Here is a 20,381-nt window from a genome sequence, read left to right as displayed (position 1 = left end):
AATGAATAAAGTAGTAGTTTTAACATGTGTTATGGCGCTAACAGTTTTTATTGGCTGTAAAAAAGACGTAGAAATACAACCTCAAACTCAAGTAACATTGAAGAAAAAACAAGTAGTGTATCAAGTTTTTACAAGGCTATTTGGAAATACAAATACAACGAATAAACCTTGGGGAACTATTGAAGAAAACGGTGTTGGCAAGTTTAACGATTTTACTGATAAAGCACTTAAGGAAATAAAAGATTTAGGCGTAACTCATATTTGGTATACAGGTGTGCCTCATCATGATGTTATTACAGATTACACCGCTTATGGTATTGATAATGATGATCCAGATGTTGTTAAAGGAAGAGCAGGATCGCCATATGCCGTAAAAGATTATTACAATGTAAATCCAGATTTAGCGGTAAATGTTGAAAATAGATTAGAAGAATTTAAAGCACTTATAAAGCGTTCACATAATGCAGGATTAAAGGTTATTATTGATATAGTTCCTAATCACGTAGCCAGAAATTATAAAGGCTTAACAAATCCAGAAGGAGTTACAGATTTTGGGGCGGAAGATGACAAAACGGTTACCTATCATGTAAATAATAATTTTTATTACAATCCAGACGAGTCTTTTAAAGTGCCGAATTGGGATAACAATTATTCTCCATTAGGACAAGAAAAACACCCACTAAAAGATGGTGAATTTGACGAGGCTCCGGCCAAATGGACAGGGAATGGATCTCGTTTGTCTCAACCTAATATGTATGATTGGTATGAAACAGTAAAGGTTAATTATGGTGTTAGGCCAGATGGAACAAAGGATTTTGATAGCTTGCCAGATGGGTTTGGTAACGAAAATTATTCTAAGCATTTTGAGTTTTGGAAAGATAAAACAGTGCCTAGTTCATGGGTTAAGTTTAAAGATATTGCTTTGTACTGGACAGCGCTAGGAGTTGATGGTTTTCGATTTGATATGGCCGAAATGGTACCTGTTGAATTTTGGAGTTACATGAATTCCAATATAAAAACTAAAAACCCCGAAGCTTTTCTCTTAGCCGAAGTTTATAACCCTACCTTGTATAGAGACTATATTAAAAAAGGGAAAATGGACTATCTCTATGATAAAGTACAGTTATATGATACCATAAAACATGTAATGCAGGGACATGGAAAGACAGATAATATTCCTCCCATTCAAGATGATTTAAAAGATATAGAACACCATATGCTGCACTTTTTAGAAAATCATGATGAGCAACGAATTGCTAGTCCTGAATTTGCAGGTAATGCCGAAAAAGGCAAACCAGCTATGGTGGTTTCGGCAACAATTAGCACATCGCCAACCATGATTTACTTTGCTCAAGAATTTGGTGAGGATGGAAGCGAAGATGCAGGTTTTGGTAAACCTTCTAGAACATCCATTTTTGATTATGTTGGTGTGCCAACGTTACAACGTTGGGTAAATAATAAAGCTTTTGACGGCGGCCAATCTACAGCAGATGAAACCCAATTAAGGGACTTTTATAAACGCTTACTAAACTTTACAATAAGCAGTTCTGCTTTAGCAGGAAATTATCAAGATATTCATGTGTACAACAGAGCTCATACCGAGAATTATTCAGATAAGGTACTTTCTTTTGCGCGATGGAGTCTTGAGGAAAAGCTAATTATAATTTCCAATTTTGATGCTGAAAACACATTTCAATTTGAGTTGAAGCTGCCAGAAGATTTAGTAAAAAACTTGGCGTTAAAAAATGGCTCGTATAGGGCCAAAGATGCGTTATACGGCACCTATGAATCTGTTCTTGAAGTTATTGATATGAAAGGGAAATTAAATATCAAAATTAAACCTTTAGAATCGCTAATATTAAAGATTGAATAAAATGAAGAAGCATTATATACTTGCTGCAATTTATTTACCACTGGTGTTACTAGTTCTATGTGCAAATTGCAAGGAAAAGCGCATGAATGCAGTTGAAACTAAGACCGAAGCTCCTTTTTTATGGGAAGCAGCTAATGTCTATTTTTTACTAACAGATAGGTTTAATAATGCCGATCCTTCCAATGATGTAAATTTTAATAGAACGGATAGCACAGCAATACTTCGAGGTTTTAAAGGAGGGGATTTAAAAGGTGTTACTCAGAAAATAGAAGAAGGTTATTTTTCAGATTTAGGTATTAACGCAATTTGGATGACTCCGGTGGTTGAGCAAATTCATGGTAGTACAGATGAAGGCACAGGTGTAACCTATGGTTATCACGGTTACTGGGCAAAAGATTGGACTAACATAGATCCTAATTATGGTACAAAAGAAGACTTAAGGGCTTTGGTTGAAGCTGCTCATAACAAAGGTATTAGAGTGTTGTTGGATGCTGTAATAAACCATACTGGTCCTGCTACAGAAAAAGATCCTGCATGGCCAGAAGGATGGGTTAGAATGAACCCTACATGTAAATACAAAGACTATAATTCTACAATTCAATGTGTGTTGGTAGAAAACTTACCAGATATTAAAACAGATAGTAATGAAAATGTTGAGTTGCCGCCTCAATTGGTCCAAAAATGGAAAGCAGAAGGCCGATATGAGCAAGAGATAAAGGAATTAGATGTCTTTTTTGAAAGAACAGGACACCCAAGAGCACCTAGATTCTATATCATGAAGTGGTTAACAGACTATATTACCGAATTTGGAATTGATGGTTATAGATGCGATACTGTTAAGCATACCGAAGAATTTGTTTGGCAAGAGTTTAAAGCAGAATGTGATTATGCTTTTGCAGAGTATAAAAAGGCAAATCCAGATAAGGTCCTAGATACTAATGATTTCTATTTGGTAGGAGAGGTTTATAACTACGGAATTAGTGGTGGTAAGTTCTATGATTTCGGAGATAAAAAAGTGAATTATTATGACGGCAGGTTTACGGCTCAAATAAATTTTGAATTTAAGTGGAATGCCAAACAAACTAGTGCCAACGAAATGTTCAAAAAGTACGATAGTATTTTGCAACATGATTTAAAAGGGTACAGCGTTTTAAATTATTTAAGCTCTCATGACGATCATACGCCCTTTGATGCAAATAGAGAAAAACCATATGAAACAGCCAATAAACTACTACTAGCTCCAGGAGCCTCACAAGTGTATTATGGCGATGAAACAGCTAGAGTATTACATGAAGAAGGCGCTGTTGGAGATGCCCATTTAAGAACATTTATGAATTGGGATGCTTTAGAGGGTAATAAAGATATTTTAGAACATTGGCAAAAATTAGGACAATTTAGAAAAAGCCACCCGGCCGTTGGAGCAGGGACGCATTCTGAGATTTCCGAGGCGCCATTTGTGTTTTCTAGAACCTATACCAAAGACGCTTTTGTAGATAAAGTAATTGTAGGTTTAAATATGCCTGAAGGAGCAAAAGAGATTTCCGTTAAGAACACGTTTAAAGAGGGAATAATTGTTAAAGATGTTTATTCCGGTAAAACAAGTACCGTGGAGAATGGTATAGTGAAAATAGATTCAGAATTTAATGTAGTGCTACTAGAAGAATAAGGTGTTTTTTTATTTGAAAATTTAACGTAAAAAATGTAACATTTTAAGCGTTAAGAAGTCTTGTATTTACCGACTAACTCAAATATTTGTAAATTTGCTAAACAAGACTACTTATATGAAAGATATTAACGAGAATATAGACTCTCCTCTTGTTCTTAAAGTTAGTTTCAATAAACTAATAGAATATTACGAAGATTTAGCCAATAATGAAGATGAAGTCATTGCTGCTAGAGCTAATCGAGTAATTGAAGTAGCTAAGGCTTACCCAGAACTAAGAGAAGGGTTTACAACACCAAAAACATTAAAAGATAGAAAAAAGGAAATAGGCGTAATTTTACAAGATTCGTTTAGTCCTGTTTTAACCAATAATGAAATTAAAACGGCATCCGTTCCTTTTCATGACTTAATTTTTAATAAATCACAACGATTTAAGAAAATTATAAATACTGCAGGTGAAGGATTTGAACTTCAAATTAAAAACATGCCAGAAGAGTATAGGTATATTATTGCCTGTACAATTATTTTGAATTTCTGTTATGGATATGATTTAAATTTTAAACGTCCGTTTTATTACGAAATCCCAGATGCCAATGGTATTATGCGTTATTATAAAATAATGTATAATGCAGATTTCTGTGAAATCTTGCCAACTAAGTTTGCAAAAGAAATTACACAAGATGATTACGAAGAATTATTAGATAATTTTGATAATCTAGAACTTTGGAAAGAAAAATTCCCTCCAAATAGTTACTTGTTTAAAGGATTTGTAATATCAAACATTTTTGACGTTACAGATGACCAATCTATATCTAATATTAAATCTACTTTAATAGGAGAAGATAAAAGAAAAGACGAAGCTTTTATGGATGGTTTTCATGATATCTTTAGATCACTTTTAGGTATCAATGATATAAAGGTTGGGTTCTCTATATTTAATGAAGAAGATAATACGTTTGAACGTGTTTATGGCGTTGGAATGGATAGTTTTCTTTTAGGAAAATCTGAAAAAGAAGCGTGTTGCAATGTGTTGTGCGACTGGTCTTATGACAAGATGCTGAAAGACTATGAGTTCTTTTCGGTTTCTGATATTGACAAGGCTTTTGAAAAAACTGAAGGTAAAGTTCCTCATATAAAGGTATTGCGAGAACAAGGCATTAAAAGTGCCATTTTTGCACCAATTGCTAATGAAGACGGTTTAATGGGGATTTTAGAAATAGTTTCTAATAAATCGCAAGTACTTAATAGTATAAATGCTAATAAGTTGGCAGATATTATGCCTTATATTATATCGGCCGTAGAACGCTCAAAAAGTGAGGAGGAAAACCTTATAGAGGCTATCATTCAAAAAGAATGTACTTCGATACATCCAAGTGTGCATTGGCGTTTCGCAAAAGAAGCCAAAGAGTTTATTAAAAATGAAATGAATGGTGAGAATGCCAGATTTAAAAAAGTAGTTTTTGATGATGTGTATCCTTTGTTCGGTCAAATAGATATTAAAGGATCTTCAGAAGCCAGAAATAAGGCAACTGCACAAGACTTAACGTTACAGTTAACTGCCGTTAAGAATATCTTTAAGAAAGCAAAAGAGCAAGAGCCACTTCCTATTTATGATCAGTTTATTTACCAAGTTAAGGCATATCTTAAAGGTCTAAAAGATCATTTTCAGGTAGATAGTGAGCAGCAAATCTCTGAGTTTTTCAAAACGGAAGTAGAGCCAGTATTCAAGCATTTATCTAATGTAAATGAGGTAAAAGAACTCATAGAAGAGTACTACGGTACTATTGATGATAAAGTTGAAGTACTCTATAAACATAGAAAAGATTATGATGAAACCATAGCTAGAATTAATCAAGATATGGCCTCATTATTAGATGAAAAGCAAGCCGAAGCACAGGCTATGTATCCACATTTCTTTGAACGTTTTAAAACCGATGGTGTAGAGCATAACATGTACATTGGCGAATCTATTACGAAAGAGGATAGCTTTAATCTGTTATATCTTTACAATTTAAGATTGTGGCAGTTACAAGTAATGTGCGAAATGGAAAATGCCTATTACCAAATGCAATCTGAGTTTCCAATTTCACTAGATGTAGCTTCTATGATACTAGTTTTTAATCAGCCATTATCTATTAGTTTTAGAATGGATGAAAAACAATTTGACGTAGACGGTACATATAATGCTCGTTATGAAATTGTGAAAAAACGCGTTGATAAAGCCTTTATTAAAGGAACCAACGAACGTGTTACTCAAAAAGGAAAGATTAGTATTGTGTATTCTCAAAAACAAGATGAGATAGAGTATATGCGCTATATTAAGTTCTTACAAGAGAAACATTATTTAGATGATGATGTTGAAATTGTGGAATTACAAGATTTACAGGCCGTAACAGGTCTTAAAGCTATACGTGTAAGTGTGCTTTATCATAAAGATGAAAATGATAAGTTGTTTTATACTTACGACGATTTAATGAAAGAGATAAAGGCGTAGTCTAAACAGCTGCGCCCGAAGTCTGAAATGCCACAGCAAAGGCTATTACACTTACAATTATACCAATCATAAAAACGCTATAGGTTAAACGAAGAATCTTATACTTCTTATTAAGAACAAGCCCTAAGAAGTACAAGTCTTTTTTCATTGAAGAGTAAAGGTATTCTTTGTCTTGCATCATTTCTCCCATTGCCCATTCAAAATCTTGTAAACTCATTTTGTGAAAGTTTCCAAAGAATAAAAGATTTACTTTTTTATTGGCAACATCGGCTTTGGTAAATTGTCCGCTAGTAACATTAGGTCTTGTAGCCAATACTGATAGAATAATAGAAGCAACAGTTACAACTACAAAAATTACTGTTGGGATAATAAGATGACTATTAGAAGGGTTATCAAGTTTTGGAATTAAATTAGCCAAAACTAAAGACACAATAATGGCATTTACAGATAGCAAGATGTTCGCTTTTGTATCCGCTATATTACTTAAAGTTATATGGTTTTTAAGTGTAACCCTAAACATGGTTTCAATACCACGTTCGGGCATTTCAACTTTATTCTTTTTAAAACTTAGTTCTTCTTTTTTCTGATTTAATTTTTTGTTGTCCGAGTCTAGTTTCTTTTTCAACTTTAATAACTCCGAAAGGTTTTTTCCTTTGCGTTTATCCCAAGCTGAAGCAGCTTCGGGCGTATGAAATCTATGTACTGTGGAAAGAAATTTAATGTTCTCTTCTAACCACTCACTTTCGGTATAAGTCTTATTACAAAGTATTTCCCATTCTTTTCTAAGCAATTCAGAAACCTCAAAATAACTTTTGCTACCAATATGAGAACAGTCTGCATCTCGTATAATTTTCTCAAGTCTGGTGTTTGGAACAAAATCAACTTTTGTTGCTGCTATAAGCTTGCAAACGGCTTCAATGTTTTCCGCAGGGTAGTTTAGAGAATTCAAGAACTCCTTTGCAATACCAATGCTTGATTCTTCATGATTTTCAACACCTTTTGTGTAACCAGTATCATGAAGCCAGCTACTAATAAATAGAATTTCTTTTTCGGTATCAGTAAGTTCACACAATTCAGCAAGTTCTACAGCCTTTCCGGCTACTCTTTGTGTATGCGTAAGATTGTGGTAAACATAAGATGTGTCTAACTTCTCATTTAAAAGTTGCGTAGCAAATTTTTCAACAGCAATAATCAGGTCGTTCATAAAAAATGGTTTAATGTAAAAATACTAAACTTTAAGAAAACAAAAGTACAGTATGAAAACGTAATAATTTGTCGTAAATTTTAAAGATACTTTTCAATTTATAAAACTTAATTTTGTATGTAAGAAAGTTGATTGAAAATCGACTTAATTTAGGTTTAATATTTAAACAGAATTTTATGTTAACTTGGAAAGATATCATTAGTTTTTCTGTAAACGGAAATCCTACTCCCGATAAAAGAATTCAAAAAACCGAAAATGAATGGAAGGAGCAGTTAACCCCAGAACAATACAGAATAACAAGACTTAAAGGTACAGAAAGACCTCATAGTGGAGATTTCTGTACAAGTTATGAAGAAGGGGTTTATAGTTGCGTTTGTTGTAATACGCTGTTGTTTGATTCTACGATAAAATTTGAATCTGGTACAGGGTGGCCAAGTTTTACACAACCCATAAAAGATAATGCTATTAAGTATGAAAAAGATGATTCTTTTGGTATGATACGCGTAGAAATAATGTGTAATACTTGTGATGCACATTTAGGACATGTGTTTCCCGACGGGCCAGAACCTAGCGGATTACGTTATTGTGTGAATTCAGAATCATTAAAATTAGAAAAAGAATAAATGGATAATAAATTACAATTAGCCACTTTTGGTGGTGGCTGCTTTTGGTGTACAGAAGCAATGTTTAGAGAACTTAACGGTGTAGAAAAAGTGGTGTCTGGGTACACAGGAGGTAATGCCCCGGGAAAACCAACATATAAAGAAGTGTGCTCGGGTTTAACGGGACACGCCGAAGTAGTTCAAATAACCTTTGATGAAAACCTTATTTCTTATGAGGAGTTGTTAACCATATTCATGACAACCCATGACCCCACAACCTTGAACAGACAAGGAGCCGATGTAGGAACACAGTACCGATCTGCTATTTTTTATCACAATGATGCCCAAAAACAAATTGCAGAGACAGTTATTGAAGGGTTAGCTTCATATTTTGAAGATCCAATTGTAACGGAAATAACACAAATAGAAGTGTTTCATGACGCTGAAGATTATCATCAAGATTACTACAGAAATAATACGGAGCAAGGCTATTGTAATGCCGTAATTAGTCCGAAATTGGCTAAATTTAGAAAACTATATGCTGAGAAATTAAAGTAATGACAATAAAATTGTATGGCGCCGAAAGATGTCATAAAACACAATATTATAAGAAGTTTTTAGACGATCTAAATCTAAAGTATAAGTTTCTGGATGTTGAGCTTAACGAAGAGGATGCAGCATCTTTGAGAAACTTGTATGAAAACAGAAAGCTTAATTTTCCAACAATTACAATTGGAGAAAAAAGATTAAGAAACCCGTCTGACAAAGACTTAAAAAAGTGGATCGAAAAACTAGTATGCAACTCAATATAAAAGATACGTTTAATAAAGAATTACCTTCCGATCCTATTCTTGAGAATTCAAGAAGACAAGTATTTGAGGCCTGTTTTTCTTATGTATCGCCAAAGGAAACCTCAAAACCTGAGTTATTACACGTGTCACCAGAAATGATAGAGAATTTGGGGTTGTCTCAGAACGATGCTAAAACCGAAGAATTCTTAAAAGTATTTACAGGAAACAAAGTGTTGCCAGATACAAAACCATTTGCAATGTGCTATGGCGGACATCAATTTGGTAATTGGGCAGGTCAATTAGGTGATGGTCGTGCAATTAACTTGTTTGAGGTTGAGCATAATCATAAAAATTGGGCGCTACAGTTAAAAGGAGCAGGAGAGACACCTTATTCTAGAAGAGCGGATGGTTTAGCTGTATTGCGTTCATCCATTCGTGAATACTTATGTAGCGAAGCTATGTTTCATTTGGGTGTACCCACTACAAGAGCTTTGTCTTTAGCCCTGTCTGGAGACCAGGTAATGAGAGATGTGATGTACGATGGAAATCCTGCCTATGAAAAAGGGGCTATAGTGTGTAGAACTGCAGAATCCTTTTTACGTTTTGGAAACTATCAAATTTTCGCAGCGCGTCAAGATCTTAAAAACCTTAAGGTATTAGTAGATTATACTATAAAACAGCACTTTTCCCATTTAGGAGCACCTTCAAAAGAGGTCTATCTTAAGTTTTTTAAAGAAGTGGTCAACCGTACTTTAGAAATGATTATCCATTGGCAACGTGTGGGGTTTGTGCATGGTGTTATGAATACAGATAATTTATCAATCCTCGGGCTTACTATAGATTATGGCCCATATGGATGGTTAGAGGGCTATGACTTTGGTTGGACTCCCAATACAACCGATAGACAAAATAAAAGGTACCGTTACGGTAATCAACCCAATATAGGACTTTGGAATTTACTACAATTAGCAAATGCTATATATCCTTTAATTGAAGATGCTGAGCCTTTAGAAGCAATTTTAAATCAATATAAAACTGATTTTGAAACAGGACGATTAGATATGATTCGTTCTAAATTAGGTTTGAAAATTAAGGCTGATACCGATGCATCATTCATTCTAGAATTGGAAGATGTGTTACATCTCACGGAAACCGATATGACGATCTTTTTTAGAAATCTCGCCGATTTCAAAAAAAATGATTCCTCAAAAGGTCTAGAAATAATTTATAAAGCGTTTTATAAACCAGATGAAGTTGTTGGAAATATCGAAAAAAAATGGAACGACTGGTTTGTTAAATATGCTGAAAGATTACAACAGGAAACACGCTCTGATAAAGAACGAAAAGATACAATGAATCAGGTCAACCCTAAATATGTGTTAAGAAATTACATGGCGCAATTGGCAATTGATGATGCCAATAAAGGGAATTACGAGTTAATTGACGAGTTGTTTACAATGCTTAAAAAACCTTATGATGAGCAGCCTAAATTCGAAAAATGGTATGCTAAAAGGCCAGAGTGGGCTAGACACAAAGTAGGTTGTTCTATGTTATCTTGTAGTTCGTAATGCAACATGATGTCTTTACAAAAAATAGCATTGGGCGGGGGATGCCATTGGTGCACCGAAGCCATTTTTCTATCCTTAATAGGTGTTGAGAAGGTAGAACAAGGCTATGTGTCTTCAACAGATGAAAATAGTAGTTTTTCTGAAGCAGTAATACTTCACTTTAATAAAGAAAAGATCCCTCTAGAAATACTAATCGAGATTCATTTGCTTACATATAAAAGCACTTCAAACCACTCCATGAGAACTAAGTACCGTTCCGCTATTTATACTTTTGATGAAGCACAAGAGAAAAAAATACAGGAACAATTAGAAGTATTACAATCAAAATTTCAAAATAAAATAATCACACAAGTACTACCTTTTGTAAGCTTTAAACCATCAAGAGAACAGATTCAAAACTATTATTTTAAAAATCCAAATAAACCGTTTTGTGAAAGTTTTATCAATCCAAAGCTACAAATGCTATTAAGTGAATTTAAAACATATTCAGACTTGAATAAATTAAAACATTTAGACCAAAATGAAGCGTACGAAACTTGATATAAAAAATAAAAACGGACAAAAGCTACAGGCATTTTTAGAACTTCCAGCAAATCAAAAACCTAAGAATTATGCCGTATTTGCGCACTGTTTTACCTGTTCTAGTTCCTTAAGCGCCGTTAAAAATATTAGTAGAGCCTTAACATCACATGGTTTTGGAGTCGTGAGATTTGATTTTACAGGCTTAGGAAGAAGCGAAGGCGAATTTGCGGAGAGTTATTTCTCTGCAAACGTTCAAGATTTAATTTCCGTAAGTGAGTTTTTAGAAGCGCATTATCAAGCCCCTTCATTATTGGTAGGGCATTCTTTGGGAGGCGCTGCAGTTTTGGTTGCTGGATCACGGTTAGATAGTGTTAAAGCTATTGCTACAGTTGGGGCTCCAGCCTCTGTAAGTCATGTAAAACATTTGTTTTCACACGGTATTCATGAAGTTGAAGAAAAAGGAGAGGTGGAAATTAATATAGGAGGAAGACCTTTCCGTATTGATAAAGATTTTGTAGACGATTTTGATAAAACAGATCTTCCAGAAATAGTTAAGAATTTAAGAAAGCCACTTTTAATAATGCACGCTCCTTTTGATACCATTGTAGGTATAGAAAATGCTCAAAAATTGTATCATTATGCGCATCATCCAAAAAGCTTTATTAGTCTAGATGGCGCTGATCATCTTTTAACAAATTCAGAAGATAGTAACTATGTGGGTGATATTATTGGGAGCTGGGTAAAACGTTATTTTCCAAAAACGGAACACGAAGAGCTTGATACCAAAGGAGAACAAGTAGTCGGACACTTAAATATTGAGGAAAATAATTTTACAACCACCATACAAACTAAAAACCATAGTCTTATTGCCGATGAACCAAGATCTATAGGCGGAAATGATTTTGGACCCTCGCCTTACGAATTATTAAATGCAAGTTTAATTGCATGTACAACAATGACCTTAAAAATGTACGCCGAACGCAAACAGTGGGATCTAAAAGAAGTGTATGTATATACCAGTCATTCAAAAAAACACAATCAAGATTTTGATATGAATCCCGATGCCTCACGATTTTTGGATGTTGTAGAAAAGAAAATAAAACTCATTGGGAATTTAGATGAATCTCAAATTGAAAGACTAAAAGAAATTTCTTCTAGGTGTCCAGTTCATAAGACACTCACCAATCAAGTAATTATTCAAACGGTATTGGTTAAAGATTAAATTACTTATTTTTATAATACTAATTAATCCAAACTCTCTAATGAAAATTCATTATAAACGTTTATGGGCACTTCTAAGTATTGCACTTTTAAGTGCTTGTGCAACTTATAAACCCCAATATAATACAGAAGCCATATCTGGAAACTTTGAAGAAGATGACATCATACACTCCATCTATCTTATAGGAGATGCTGGTAATTCACCTTTAGGTTCTAAATCACCAGCATTGGCAGCCTTCGAAAAAAGTTTAAAACAAGCTAAAAAAAATAGTACTGCCTTATTTTTAGGAGATAATATATATCCTGAAGGAATGCCATCTAAAAGTGAGGAAGGTAGAGCTTATGGCGAACATCAACTTAATGTGCAAACCGATGTTGTTAAAGACTTTAAAGGTGATGCCATTTTTATTCCTGGAAATCATGATTGGTATAGCAACGGATTAAAAGGATTAAAAAGACAAGAAAAGTATATAGAAGATAAACTTGGAAAAAATACGTTTTTGCCAGAGAACGGATGCCCAATTGAAAAAGTCGAGATTGCAGATGATATTGAGTTAATTATTATAGACTCAGAATGGTTTGTAACAGATTGGGATAAACACCCAACCATAAACGATGATTGCGAAATTAAAACGCGTTTCAAGTTTTTTGAAGAGTTAGAAGGTTTAATTAAAAAGGCAAGAGGAAAAACTACGGTTATAGCTATTCATCACCCAATGTATTCTAATGGACCACATGGTGGTGAGTACTCTTTTGGAGCTCATATGAAACCGTTACCAATTTTAGGAACACTTAAGAATGTCCTAAGAGAAACAAGTGGTGTGTCTCCTGCAGATTTACAGCACAAAAGATACCATACCTTAAAAAAGCGCTTGGTTACCCTTGCTCAAGAAAATGATAAAGTAGTTTTTGTGTCGGGGCACGATCATAACTTACAGTATATAGAACAAGATAATTTGGCACAAATAATTAGTGGTGCAGGAGCTAAATCTACAGCAACAAGAAATGTAAAAGATGCCTTTTCTTCAAGTGAAGGAGGTTTTGCAAGATTAGATATCTTAAATGACGGATCATCCTATGTTAGATTCTTTTCTGCAAAAGATGATAAAGTTATTTTTCAAACCCAAGTGTTTGCAGAAGACAAAAAAGAACATGTTGGTAGTTATCCCAAAGACGTTCCAAAGACCGTTAATGCATCAGTATATTCGGAAGATGAAGTTTCAAAAAGTGGATTTTACAAAACAATTTGGGGAGAACGCTACAGAAAGTATTATGGTGTAAAAGTGAATGCACCTACCGTAAATTTAGACACCTTATTTGGAGGGTTAAAACCATTTAGAAAGGGTGGAGGTCACCAGTCTAAATCACTTCATTTAATAAATGATGAAGGGCAACGCTATGTAATGCGCGCTATTAGAAAAAGTGCTGTAGTTTATTTACAGGCTATGGCATTTAAAGATCAGTACATCGAGGGACAATTTGAGGGTACAACTACCGAAAAACTTTTGGCAGATTTCTATACAGGTTCTCACCCCTATGCGCCTTTCGTAACAGGAAAACTGTCAGATGCGGTTAACTTGTTCCATACAAATCCTGTGTTGTATTATGTGCCCAAACAAAATGCTTTAGGACAATACAATGTTAGTTTTGGTGGTGAATTATACATGATAGAAGAGCACGTTTCAGACAGTCATAAAAACCTTAAAAGTTTTGGATATACCAAGTCTATTGAAAGTACAGATGACTTAATGAAAAAACTTAGAAAAGACGAAAAATATAGTGTAGATGAAGCCTCTTTTTTAAGAGCACGTTTATTTGATATGGCTATTGGCGATTGGGATAGACATACAGACCAATGGCGCTGGGCAGAGTTTAAAGAAAAAGGAAAGGTCATTTATAAACCTATTCCAAGAGATAGAGACCAAGCTTTTTCAATAATGGGAGATGGCGCTTTAATGAAGTTTGCTACTCGTGTAATTCCGCCCTTAAAACTCATGGAAGGATTTGATGAAGACATTAGAAATATAAAAGGTTTTAATTTTAGCCCGTTTTCTCTAGATATGATGTTGCTTAATCAAACCTCTAAAAAACAGTGGGAAGAACAAGTAGCCTTTATTCAAGACAACTTAACAGATGACGTTATTGATGCAGCCTTAGAGGATTTCCCTAAAGAAGTTCAGACAGAAACGGTAGCAGAGATTAAAAGAGTTTTAAAAGCAAGACTGAAAAATTTACCTAAAATAGCCAATGACTACTTTAAAGTTTTAAACAAAAATGTGCTTGTTAAAGGAACAGATAAAGACGATTTGTTTGAAATTGAACGTATGCCAAATGGAAATACAAAAGTTTCTGGCTATAGAATTAAGAAAGGTGAAAAAGGAACGCTCTTTTTTGAAAAAACCTTTAATAAAAACATTACGAAAGAAGTCTGGATTTATGGTTTAGATGATGAAGATGTCTTTAAAGTTTTTGGTGAAGGCAATGATTTGATAAAAATCAGACTAGTTGGAGGGCAAAACAAAGATGTGTATACAATTGAAAATGGAAAAAAAGTGAAGTTTTATGATTATAAATCTAAGAAGAGCGAGATTACAACGAATAAAGGAAGTAAGAAGCTAACCGATGATTATGAAACTAACATTTACGATTATTCTAAACCAAAGAATAATACCAATCAGTTTGTACCAACAATAGGAGCTAATCCAGACGATGGTTTTAAAATTGGCTTTGTAAATACTTATACTGGTTATGGTTTTGAACGTAATCCGTTTACATCACAACACACAATTTCTAGTGCTTATTATTTTGCAACTAATGGTTTTGAATTGGGTTATAACGGTGAATTTGCCAATGTAATTGGTAGTTGGAATTTAGCATTAGATGCAAGATTTACAAGTCCGAATTACGCTATTAACTTTTTTGGTTACGGCAACAGTACGCCCAACCCTGAAGCCGATGAAAACGATGGTTTAGATGTAGATTTAGACTATAACCGTGTAAAATTGCAGACATTAAGATTTTCTCCAGCTTTAATTTGGAGAGGTGATTTAGGAGCAAGCTTCAAGGTGGGATTAAAATACGAATCTGTTGAAATAGAAGAAACACAAGGAAGGTTCATCAACCAATTTGCAAATAATAATATTGACGATGTTGAAAATGATTTTGTTGGTGCTGAAGTTTCATATGCTTATCAGAATCATGATAATGAAGCATTTCCAACAATGGGTATGAGGTTTTCTTTAAGTGCGGGTTATATAAGTAAATTGAAAGCCTCTGAAGGGTTTGCATATATCATTCCTGAGCTAAGTTTTGATTATAAACTAATTCATAGCGGCCAATTGGTATTGGCAACAAAATCTAGAGGGCACTTTAATTTGGGGGATGATTTTGAATTTTATCAAGCAGCCAATATCGGTGCAAATTCTGGCCTTCGCGGCTATAGAAATGAACGCTTTACAGGTAAATCTGCTTTTGTTCAAACTTCAGATTTAAGACTAAACCTTAGAAAGTTTAAAACTGGATTGTTGCCTCTTAATATTGGAATTTATGGCGGGTTTGATATTGGAAAGGTTTGGGTTGATGATGATATGGTGTTGAACCCCGCGCATAACTCTAATGATTGGAACACATCTATTGGTGGTGGAATCTTTGCCAATTTAGCTCAAATTACCACACTTAATGTTTCTGCATTTAATAGTGATGACGGTTTGCGTTTTGCTTTTAAAGTTGGTTTTGGGTTCTGATGCATAGGCACAAAATCCAAAAACAACCCAATAAAGTAGTTTGTCTTTTCGACAGAAGGAGGTATGAGTAACAAGAAATCTTATTATTAAGAGATTTCCCATTAATTCTTTGCTGAGTGATAAATATAGTTGAATGTTAATTCATTTTAACTATTAAAAGATTCTTCAGTTGTCCCTTCTTCTGAATTACAATGTAATTTCAGTCAAAATTTTGCGTCTAAACCAGCAGTTAAATTATTGAAAAATGAAGAGTAGTTTTAAAGATATAGTAAATTCAGAAAAAACGGTTTTGGTTGATTTTTTTGGAACTTGGTGTGGACCTTGTCAAGCACTAATGCCAATTCTAAAAGATGTAAAAGATACCGTCGGTGATGCCGTTAAAATTGTAAAAATAGATATTGATAAAAATAACGAATTAGCAGTTAAATATCAGGTAAGAAGTGTACCTACTATGATACTTTTTGTAGATGGCAAACCAAAATGGAGGCAATCTGGTGTTCTACAGAAAAATGATATTTTAAATGTTATTCAAACCCATTCTAACGTTACGGTTTAGGAATTATATACGTATATAAGTTGCCACCTCGTCCGTGATCGTCTTCATCGGTTACTAAGAGCGTGTCTTTGTTTTTATAACAGATACCTTCTTTTTGGGTGAGGTGCTTAAAATGTATTTTGGAGACTTTTCCGTTAAAAAAATCATCCTTTTCGAAATCAGAAAAAAGCCAAATATCTCTTTGTGTTAATAGGGCTACTTGTTTACCATCGTCTCTTATGTCAGCTCCCGTAACCCAATTATAGTGTTTCTTTCCTAAGTTATAAGAACCTATTTTTTTTGCTTTATGGTTACCTTCTTTGGCAGGTATCTTATACACACTTGTTTTACCATAATCATCTTCTACACGGCTTTTAGTGAACACGTATAGATTATCATTAAAGTGGAAAAAAGCTTCACAATCAAAATACAGTTTTTTCTTTTTCGGAGGATACTTTTTCTGGTCTTCAAAATTAAATTTGATGCGTTTCACTTCTATTTCATCTTTAGATTTTAGGGCGGAATGAGGTACAATTAAAATCTCTAAATCCTCTCTTTTATTACTGTTGTTGCCAAAATCGCCTACATACAAATTCCCTTCTAAATCCGAAGTAATATCTTCCCAATCTTCGTTATCCGCATCCAAGTAAATCTTTTTAATAAGTTTACCTTTTAAGTTTACATAAAATAAACGAGGGCTATCGCCACTATCATTATGCATCCAAATACCATTAGAGTCTGCTATAACTTCATTGCCAGAGACTTCTTCAAGAGCACTTGGTAAATTAATTCCAGTTTTTACATCTTGTTTTTTTTGACAAGAAGCAGTCATTATAAAGAGGAATATAAAAAGGTATTTTAGCATAGTTTTACGTTCTTTAAAATTATCGGTATTTATTCATTAATCCAAAGTCAAAAGGAGTCCATAAACAAGCCTTTAAACCACTTTCTTTAAACGCTGTATTTACCCAACTATTACATGTGTTAAAACAAGAGTAGCTACCATGAGATTTATAAAAGTCGTCATAATTTGTGTAGCCTCTGTTTTGAAGCAAAACTTTCATTCCGTTTTCGTCGTTTTTGAATGAATTCGATAAATATAGATTTAGACGTTCAAATTCAGATTCACTAACTTTTATTTCGATCCAGTCGGTTTGTATCTGTTGGTATCTTGTAACATGTATTAATGTAGAACTTGTCAAAAACATGGCGTTAAATGCTGTTTTAAATGTTAAGTCTCCCCATGTTGGAGTATTTAGGTAGAAATCTTCATCACCCCAACCAAATGATAAATAGTTTGCAGATTCTAAATGTTTAATACCGTTTTTTAGTTCAATGGTTAGGTCATTTTTAGGAATCGCAATATCTAAATGCACACCATTAGAATGCAAAAAAATCGATTTGTTAGAAAAAGAAGAGGCACTTTTCCGATCTACAGTTATCAGGGTCAGGATCATTGAGACTATAAGGTACATCAACGGTAATAGTAGTAGATTTAAAAACCATTTAAGTAGCTTTCTAATGCGGTTCATTTAATTTGTTTAACAATCGGTCTTCCCACTTTTAAATGCTAAATTTACACCGATTTTTTTACTTATGAATCAATTTGATGTTATTATAATAGGAGGTGGAGCAGCCGGCTTTTTTGCAGCCATAAATATTGCCGAAATGCATCCACATCTAAACGTGGCTATTTTAGAAAAGGCAAAAGAAGGTTTGCAAAAGGTTAAGATTTCTGGTGGCGGACGATGCAATGTTACCCACGCCGAATTCATTCCTAAAGAACTGATAAATAATTACCCAAGAGGCAAAAAGGAGCTTCTGGGGCCTTTTCATCAATTTATGACTGGAGATACCATTGAGTGGTTCGAAAATCGTGGTGTAGAACTAAAGATTGAAGAAGATGGACGTATGTTCCCAATTACTAATTCATCACAAACTATAATTGATTGCTTTTTAAATGAAGCAAAAAAACATAATGTAAAGTTGGTTTATAGTTCTGGAGTACAGTCTATTGAAAAGTCTGGTGATCTTTGGCAACTTAACACCAGTACAGGTGATTTTAAAACGAAAAAACTTGTTGTTGCAACAGGGAGTAGTGTTAAAATGTGGAAAGTTCTTGAGCAACTAAATCATACAATAATACAACCAGTACCTTCCTTATTTACTTTTAATGTGAAAGACAAACGAATACATGGTATTCCAGGTGTGGTAGCCCAAGATGTAGATGTTAAAGTTTTAAATACGAGTTTAAAGTCTCAAGGGCCTTTATTAATTACTCATGTAGGATTTAGTGCTCCAGCCATTTTAAAACTGTCTGCTTTCGGAGCAGTGGAACTGGCTAAAATGGATTATAAATTCAGAATTGAAATTAACTTTATAAAGCAAAGTTTTAATACATGCTTAGAGAACCTGAAAGGTCTAAAAAAAGACATGGCTAAAAAAACAGTTTTTAAGTTTGCTCAGTTCGATATTCCAAGACGCTTATGGCAACGTTTGATTTTGGCTTCTCAGATTGGTGAGAACACTACTTGGGCTGATATAAACAAAAGTCAATTAGAAGGATTAGCAACTCAACTTACGCAAGCTGTATTTCATGTTGATGGAAAAAGTACGTTTAAAGAAGAGTTTGTGACCGCAGGAGGTATAGATTTAAAAGAGGTTAACTTTAAAACTTTTGAGAGTAAATTGCACAAAAACTTATATTTTGCTGGTGAAGTTTTAAATGTAGATGCAATTACTGGCGGATTTAATTTTCAGAATGCTTGGACAGGTGCCTATATAGTTGCTAAGAATATTAAGAGTAGCTAGAATTTTAACAACATAGTTAAAACAAAGGGTATGAGTGTCCCCTCTAACAAGAGGGGAGTAGGGGTGTGTCATTTTAGTTAAAAACATAAGCCTTAACACCTCCCTTAATCCCTCCTTGTTAGGAGGGAAATTGTAACGGAAAAATGAGGTGTTGAAAATACAGAGCAAGAATGTTTCTTCTATTAAGGGGAGCGCCAGAGTTGTGTTAGAAAAGAAAGAAATGAAGATCCACTACAATCCAAAACTTAAAGAATTAGCGAGGCAGTTGAGAAACAATTCAACAAAGTCTGAAATAAAACTATGGACATATTTGCGCCGAAATCAAATGCACGGCTATGATTTTCATAGACAAAAACCAATTGATGAATATATAGTAGATTTCTTTTGTAATAAACTTCAGTTAGCAATAGAATGTGATGGCTATTCACATGAAATTTTAGAAGTTTATGAAAAAGATGTAAAGAAAACAAAGCGTCTTAACGAGCTTGAAATTGTTGTTTTGAGGTTTTCAGATTATCAAATAGTAAACGACATTGATAATGTCTTAAGGGCTATAGAAGATTATATTTATAAATTTGAAGAGAATGGTTTTAAACCGCCTAATTTATTTATGAGTACCGAAAAATAAAGGTAATGACTGTCCCCGCTAATAAGTGGGGAGTAGGGGAGTGTTATTTTGGTAAAAAACATAAGCCTTAACACCTCCCTTAATCCCTCCTTGTTAGGAGGGAAACTGTTGTAGTGAAAAAATAAAGTGCATGAGTGTCCCCTCTAACAAGAGGGGAGTAAGGGGTGTGTATAACTAAAAAAAGAAAATGAAGACATACATTGCATTATTAAGAGGTATAAATGTGAGTGGGCAAAAGAAAATTCCAATGGCGGAATTACGTGAATTGTTAACTCATTCTGGACTAAACAATGTGCAAACGTATATACAAAGTGGGAATGTGATTTTTCAAGCTTCAGAAGAAAATAAAACTGTTTTGCAAGCTAAAATTCATGACGCCATACACGATCATTTTGGATTTAGCGTACCTATTTTGGTGCTGGAACCCGTAACACTAAATGAGATATTTAATAATTCTCCTTTTCCTCAGAATGAAAAAGAAAAAAGTTATTTCATGTTTCTTTACGAAAAGCCAGAGAATAAGTTGGTAAAGGAAGTATCTCAATTAAATTACCCGAATGAAGCATTTAAAGTGACAGATAATAGCGTGTATTTTTATTGTTCAACAGGTTATGGTAAGGCTAAATGCAGTAATAATTTCTTTGAACGCAAATTAAAGGTAACGGCAACGGCTAGAAATTATAAAACCATGGTAAAGTTGTTATCTTTGTCAGCTCAATGAGAATT

At 34.0% G+C, this 20,381-nt stretch carries 17 protein-coding genes; 14 read left to right on the top strand and 3 right to left on the bottom strand.

All coding sequences use genetic code 11. The features are described from left to right. The first annotated feature begins 1 nt into the window (after position 1). The 3 genes from FUA24_RS21770 to FUA24_RS21760 all read left to right on the top strand — a co-directional run bounded on the left by FUA24_RS21770 (position 2) and on the right by FUA24_RS21760 (position 6,030). Entirely contained in the window at positions 2 to 1,873 is a 1,872-nt protein-coding gene (locus FUA24_RS21770; protein WP_148545192.1) for an alpha-amylase family glycosyl hydrolase, read from the top strand. A 1-nt stretch (position 1,874) separates the two neighbouring features. Beyond that, positions 1,875 to 3,539, top strand: coding sequence for an alpha-amylase family glycosyl hydrolase (locus tag FUA24_RS21765; RefSeq protein ID WP_148545191.1), 1,665 nt, complete (start codon positions 1,875 to 1,877; stop codon positions 3,537 to 3,539). A gap of 115 nt (positions 3,540 to 3,654) precedes the next feature. Continuing rightward, positions 3,655 to 6,030 (top strand): GAF domain-containing protein, encoded by a 2,376-nt coding sequence (locus tag FUA24_RS21760; protein WP_148545190.1) that lies wholly within the window; start codon positions 3,655 to 3,657, stop codon positions 6,028 to 6,030. A gap of 1 nt (position 6,031) precedes the next feature. Here FUA24_RS21760 and FUA24_RS21755 read toward each other — a convergent pair whose 3' ends face one another. Then, complete coding sequence (locus FUA24_RS21755) at positions 6,032 to 7,234, bottom strand: Pycsar system effector family protein (RefSeq protein WP_148545189.1); 1,203 nt, start codon at positions 7,232 to 7,234, stop codon at positions 6,032 to 6,034. Positions 7,235 to 7,410: 176 nt separating this feature from the next. Here FUA24_RS21755 and msrB point away from each other — a divergent pair, with 176 nt between their 5' ends. The 8 genes from msrB to trxA all read left to right on the top strand — a co-directional run bounded on the left by msrB (position 7,411) and on the right by trxA (position 16,237). Beyond that, positions 7,411 to 7,857 carry a peptide-methionine (R)-S-oxide reductase MsrB gene (gene msrB / locus FUA24_RS21750; RefSeq protein ID WP_148545188.1) on the top strand — a complete coding sequence of 149 codons (447 nt, stop codon included), beginning with the start codon at positions 7,411 to 7,413 and terminating at the stop codon, positions 7,855 to 7,857. Next, the gene (gene msrA, locus FUA24_RS21745; protein ID WP_148545187.1) at positions 7,858 to 8,394 is read left to right on the top strand and encodes a peptide-methionine (S)-S-oxide reductase MsrA; all 537 of its coding nucleotides are present in this window, start codon (positions 7,858 to 7,860) and stop codon (positions 8,392 to 8,394) included. Further along, on the top strand, positions 8,394 to 8,648 hold the full coding sequence (locus FUA24_RS21740; protein ID WP_148545186.1) for a glutaredoxin family protein: 255 nt from the start codon (positions 8,394 to 8,396) through the stop codon (positions 8,646 to 8,648). Before msrA ends, FUA24_RS21740 begins: the two co-directional genes overlap by 1 nt. Further along, on the top strand, positions 8,633 to 10,195 hold the full coding sequence (locus FUA24_RS21735) for a protein adenylyltransferase SelO (RefSeq protein ID WP_148545185.1): 1,563 nt from the start codon (positions 8,633 to 8,635) through the stop codon (positions 10,193 to 10,195). Before FUA24_RS21740 ends, FUA24_RS21735 begins: the two co-directional genes overlap by 16 nt. 6 nt (positions 10,196 to 10,201) lie before the next feature. After that, on the top strand, positions 10,202 to 10,735 hold the full coding sequence (locus FUA24_RS21730) for a peptide-methionine (S)-S-oxide reductase (protein ID WP_148545184.1): 534 nt from the start codon (positions 10,202 to 10,204) through the stop codon (positions 10,733 to 10,735). Then, on the top strand, positions 10,716 to 11,939 hold the full coding sequence (locus FUA24_RS21725; RefSeq protein ID WP_148545183.1) for a bifunctional alpha/beta hydrolase/OsmC family protein: 1,224 nt from the start codon (positions 10,716 to 10,718) through the stop codon (positions 11,937 to 11,939). Before FUA24_RS21730 ends, FUA24_RS21725 begins: the two co-directional genes overlap by 20 nt. A 40-nt stretch (positions 11,940 to 11,979) precedes the next feature. Further along, the gene (locus tag FUA24_RS21720) at positions 11,980 to 15,681 is read left to right on the top strand and encodes a metallophosphoesterase (RefSeq protein ID WP_148545182.1); all 3,702 of its coding nucleotides are present in this window, start codon (positions 11,980 to 11,982) and stop codon (positions 15,679 to 15,681) included. A gap of 244 nt (positions 15,682 to 15,925) precedes the next feature. Next, the gene (trxA, locus tag FUA24_RS21715; RefSeq protein ID WP_148545181.1) at positions 15,926 to 16,237 is read left to right on the top strand and encodes a thioredoxin; all 312 of its coding nucleotides are present in this window, start codon (positions 15,926 to 15,928) and stop codon (positions 16,235 to 16,237) included. On the opposite strand, the gene FUA24_RS21710 is transcribed toward trxA, so the two are convergent. Continuing rightward, the gene (locus tag FUA24_RS21710) at positions 16,227 to 17,081 is read right to left on the bottom strand and encodes a hypothetical protein (protein WP_246147137.1); all 855 of its coding nucleotides are present in this window, start codon (positions 17,079 to 17,081) and stop codon (positions 16,227 to 16,229) included. The genes trxA and FUA24_RS21710 overlap by 11 nt on opposite strands. Before the next feature lie 19 nt (positions 17,082 to 17,100). Beyond that, positions 17,101 to 17,691: a TIGR02117 family protein gene (locus tag FUA24_RS21705; protein ID WP_262713613.1), complete on the bottom strand. Its 591-nt coding sequence runs from the start codon at positions 17,689 to 17,691 to the stop codon at positions 17,101 to 17,103. Between the two features lie 121 nt (positions 17,692 to 17,812). Here FUA24_RS21705 and FUA24_RS21700 point away from each other — a divergent pair, with 121 nt between their 5' ends. The 3 genes from FUA24_RS21700 to FUA24_RS21690 all read left to right on the top strand — a co-directional run bounded on the left by FUA24_RS21700 (position 17,813) and on the right by FUA24_RS21690 (position 20,376). Continuing rightward, on the top strand, positions 17,813 to 19,027 hold the full coding sequence (locus FUA24_RS21700) for a BaiN/RdsA family NAD(P)/FAD-dependent oxidoreductase (protein ID WP_148545179.1): 1,215 nt from the start codon (positions 17,813 to 17,815) through the stop codon (positions 19,025 to 19,027). A 151-nt stretch (positions 19,028 to 19,178) separates the two neighbouring features. Then, positions 19,179 to 19,655, top strand: coding sequence for an endonuclease domain-containing protein (locus FUA24_RS21695; RefSeq protein WP_246147136.1), 477 nt, complete (start codon positions 19,179 to 19,181; stop codon positions 19,653 to 19,655). Between the two features lie 187 nt (positions 19,656 to 19,842). Beyond that, positions 19,843 to 20,376 carry a DUF1697 domain-containing protein gene (locus FUA24_RS21690; protein ID WP_148545177.1) on the top strand — a complete coding sequence of 178 codons (534 nt, stop codon included), beginning with the start codon at positions 19,843 to 19,845 and terminating at the stop codon, positions 20,374 to 20,376. The last annotated feature ends 5 nt before the right edge of the window (positions 20,377 to 20,381 follow it).

This window comes from Seonamhaeicola marinus (assembly GCF_008085455.1).
Note: the sequence above shows the minus strand (reverse complement) of the source record. Positions and strands in the feature narration are given on the sequence as shown.

Bases quoted from the DNA above. Each gene is read 5' to 3' on its own strand.
- FUA24_RS21770 (WP_148545192.1), top strand. From the start codon at position 2: ATGAATAAAGTAGTAGTTTTAACATGTGTTATGGCGCTAACAGTTTTT.
- FUA24_RS21765 (WP_148545191.1), top strand. From the start codon at position 1,875: ATGAAGAAGCATTATATACTTGCTGCAATTTATTTACCACTGGTGTTA.
- FUA24_RS21760 (WP_148545190.1), top strand. From the start codon at position 3,655: ATGAAAGATATTAACGAGAATATAGACTCTCCTCTTGTTCTTAAAGTT.
- FUA24_RS21755 (WP_148545189.1), bottom strand. From the start codon at position 7,234: ATGAACGACCTGATTATTGCTGTTGAAAAATTTGCTACGCAACTTTTA.
- msrB (WP_148545188.1), top strand. From the start codon at position 7,411: ATGTTAACTTGGAAAGATATCATTAGTTTTTCTGTAAACGGAAATCCT.
- msrA (WP_148545187.1), top strand. From the start codon at position 7,858: ATGGATAATAAATTACAATTAGCCACTTTTGGTGGTGGCTGCTTTTGG.
- FUA24_RS21740 (WP_148545186.1), top strand. From the start codon at position 8,394: ATGACAATAAAATTGTATGGCGCCGAAAGATGTCATAAAACACAATAT.
- FUA24_RS21735 (WP_148545185.1), top strand. From the start codon at position 8,633: ATGCAACTCAATATAAAAGATACGTTTAATAAAGAATTACCTTCCGAT.
- FUA24_RS21730 (WP_148545184.1), top strand. From the start codon at position 10,202: ATGATGTCTTTACAAAAAATAGCATTGGGCGGGGGATGCCATTGGTGC.
- FUA24_RS21725 (WP_148545183.1), top strand. From the start codon at position 10,716: ATGAAGCGTACGAAACTTGATATAAAAAATAAAAACGGACAAAAGCTA.
- FUA24_RS21720 (WP_148545182.1), top strand. From the start codon at position 11,980: ATGAAAATTCATTATAAACGTTTATGGGCACTTCTAAGTATTGCACTT.
- trxA (WP_148545181.1), top strand. From the start codon at position 15,926: ATGAAGAGTAGTTTTAAAGATATAGTAAATTCAGAAAAAACGGTTTTG.
- FUA24_RS21710 (WP_246147137.1), bottom strand. From the start codon at position 17,081: ATGCTAAAATACCTTTTTATATTCCTCTTTATAATGACTGCTTCTTGT.
- FUA24_RS21705 (WP_262713613.1), bottom strand. From the start codon at position 17,691: ATGTACCTTATAGTCTCAATGATCCTGACCCTGATAACTGTAGATCGG.
- FUA24_RS21700 (WP_148545179.1), top strand. From the start codon at position 17,813: ATGAATCAATTTGATGTTATTATAATAGGAGGTGGAGCAGCCGGCTTT.
- FUA24_RS21690 (WP_148545177.1), top strand. From the start codon at position 19,843: ATGAAGACATACATTGCATTATTAAGAGGTATAAATGTGAGTGGGCAA.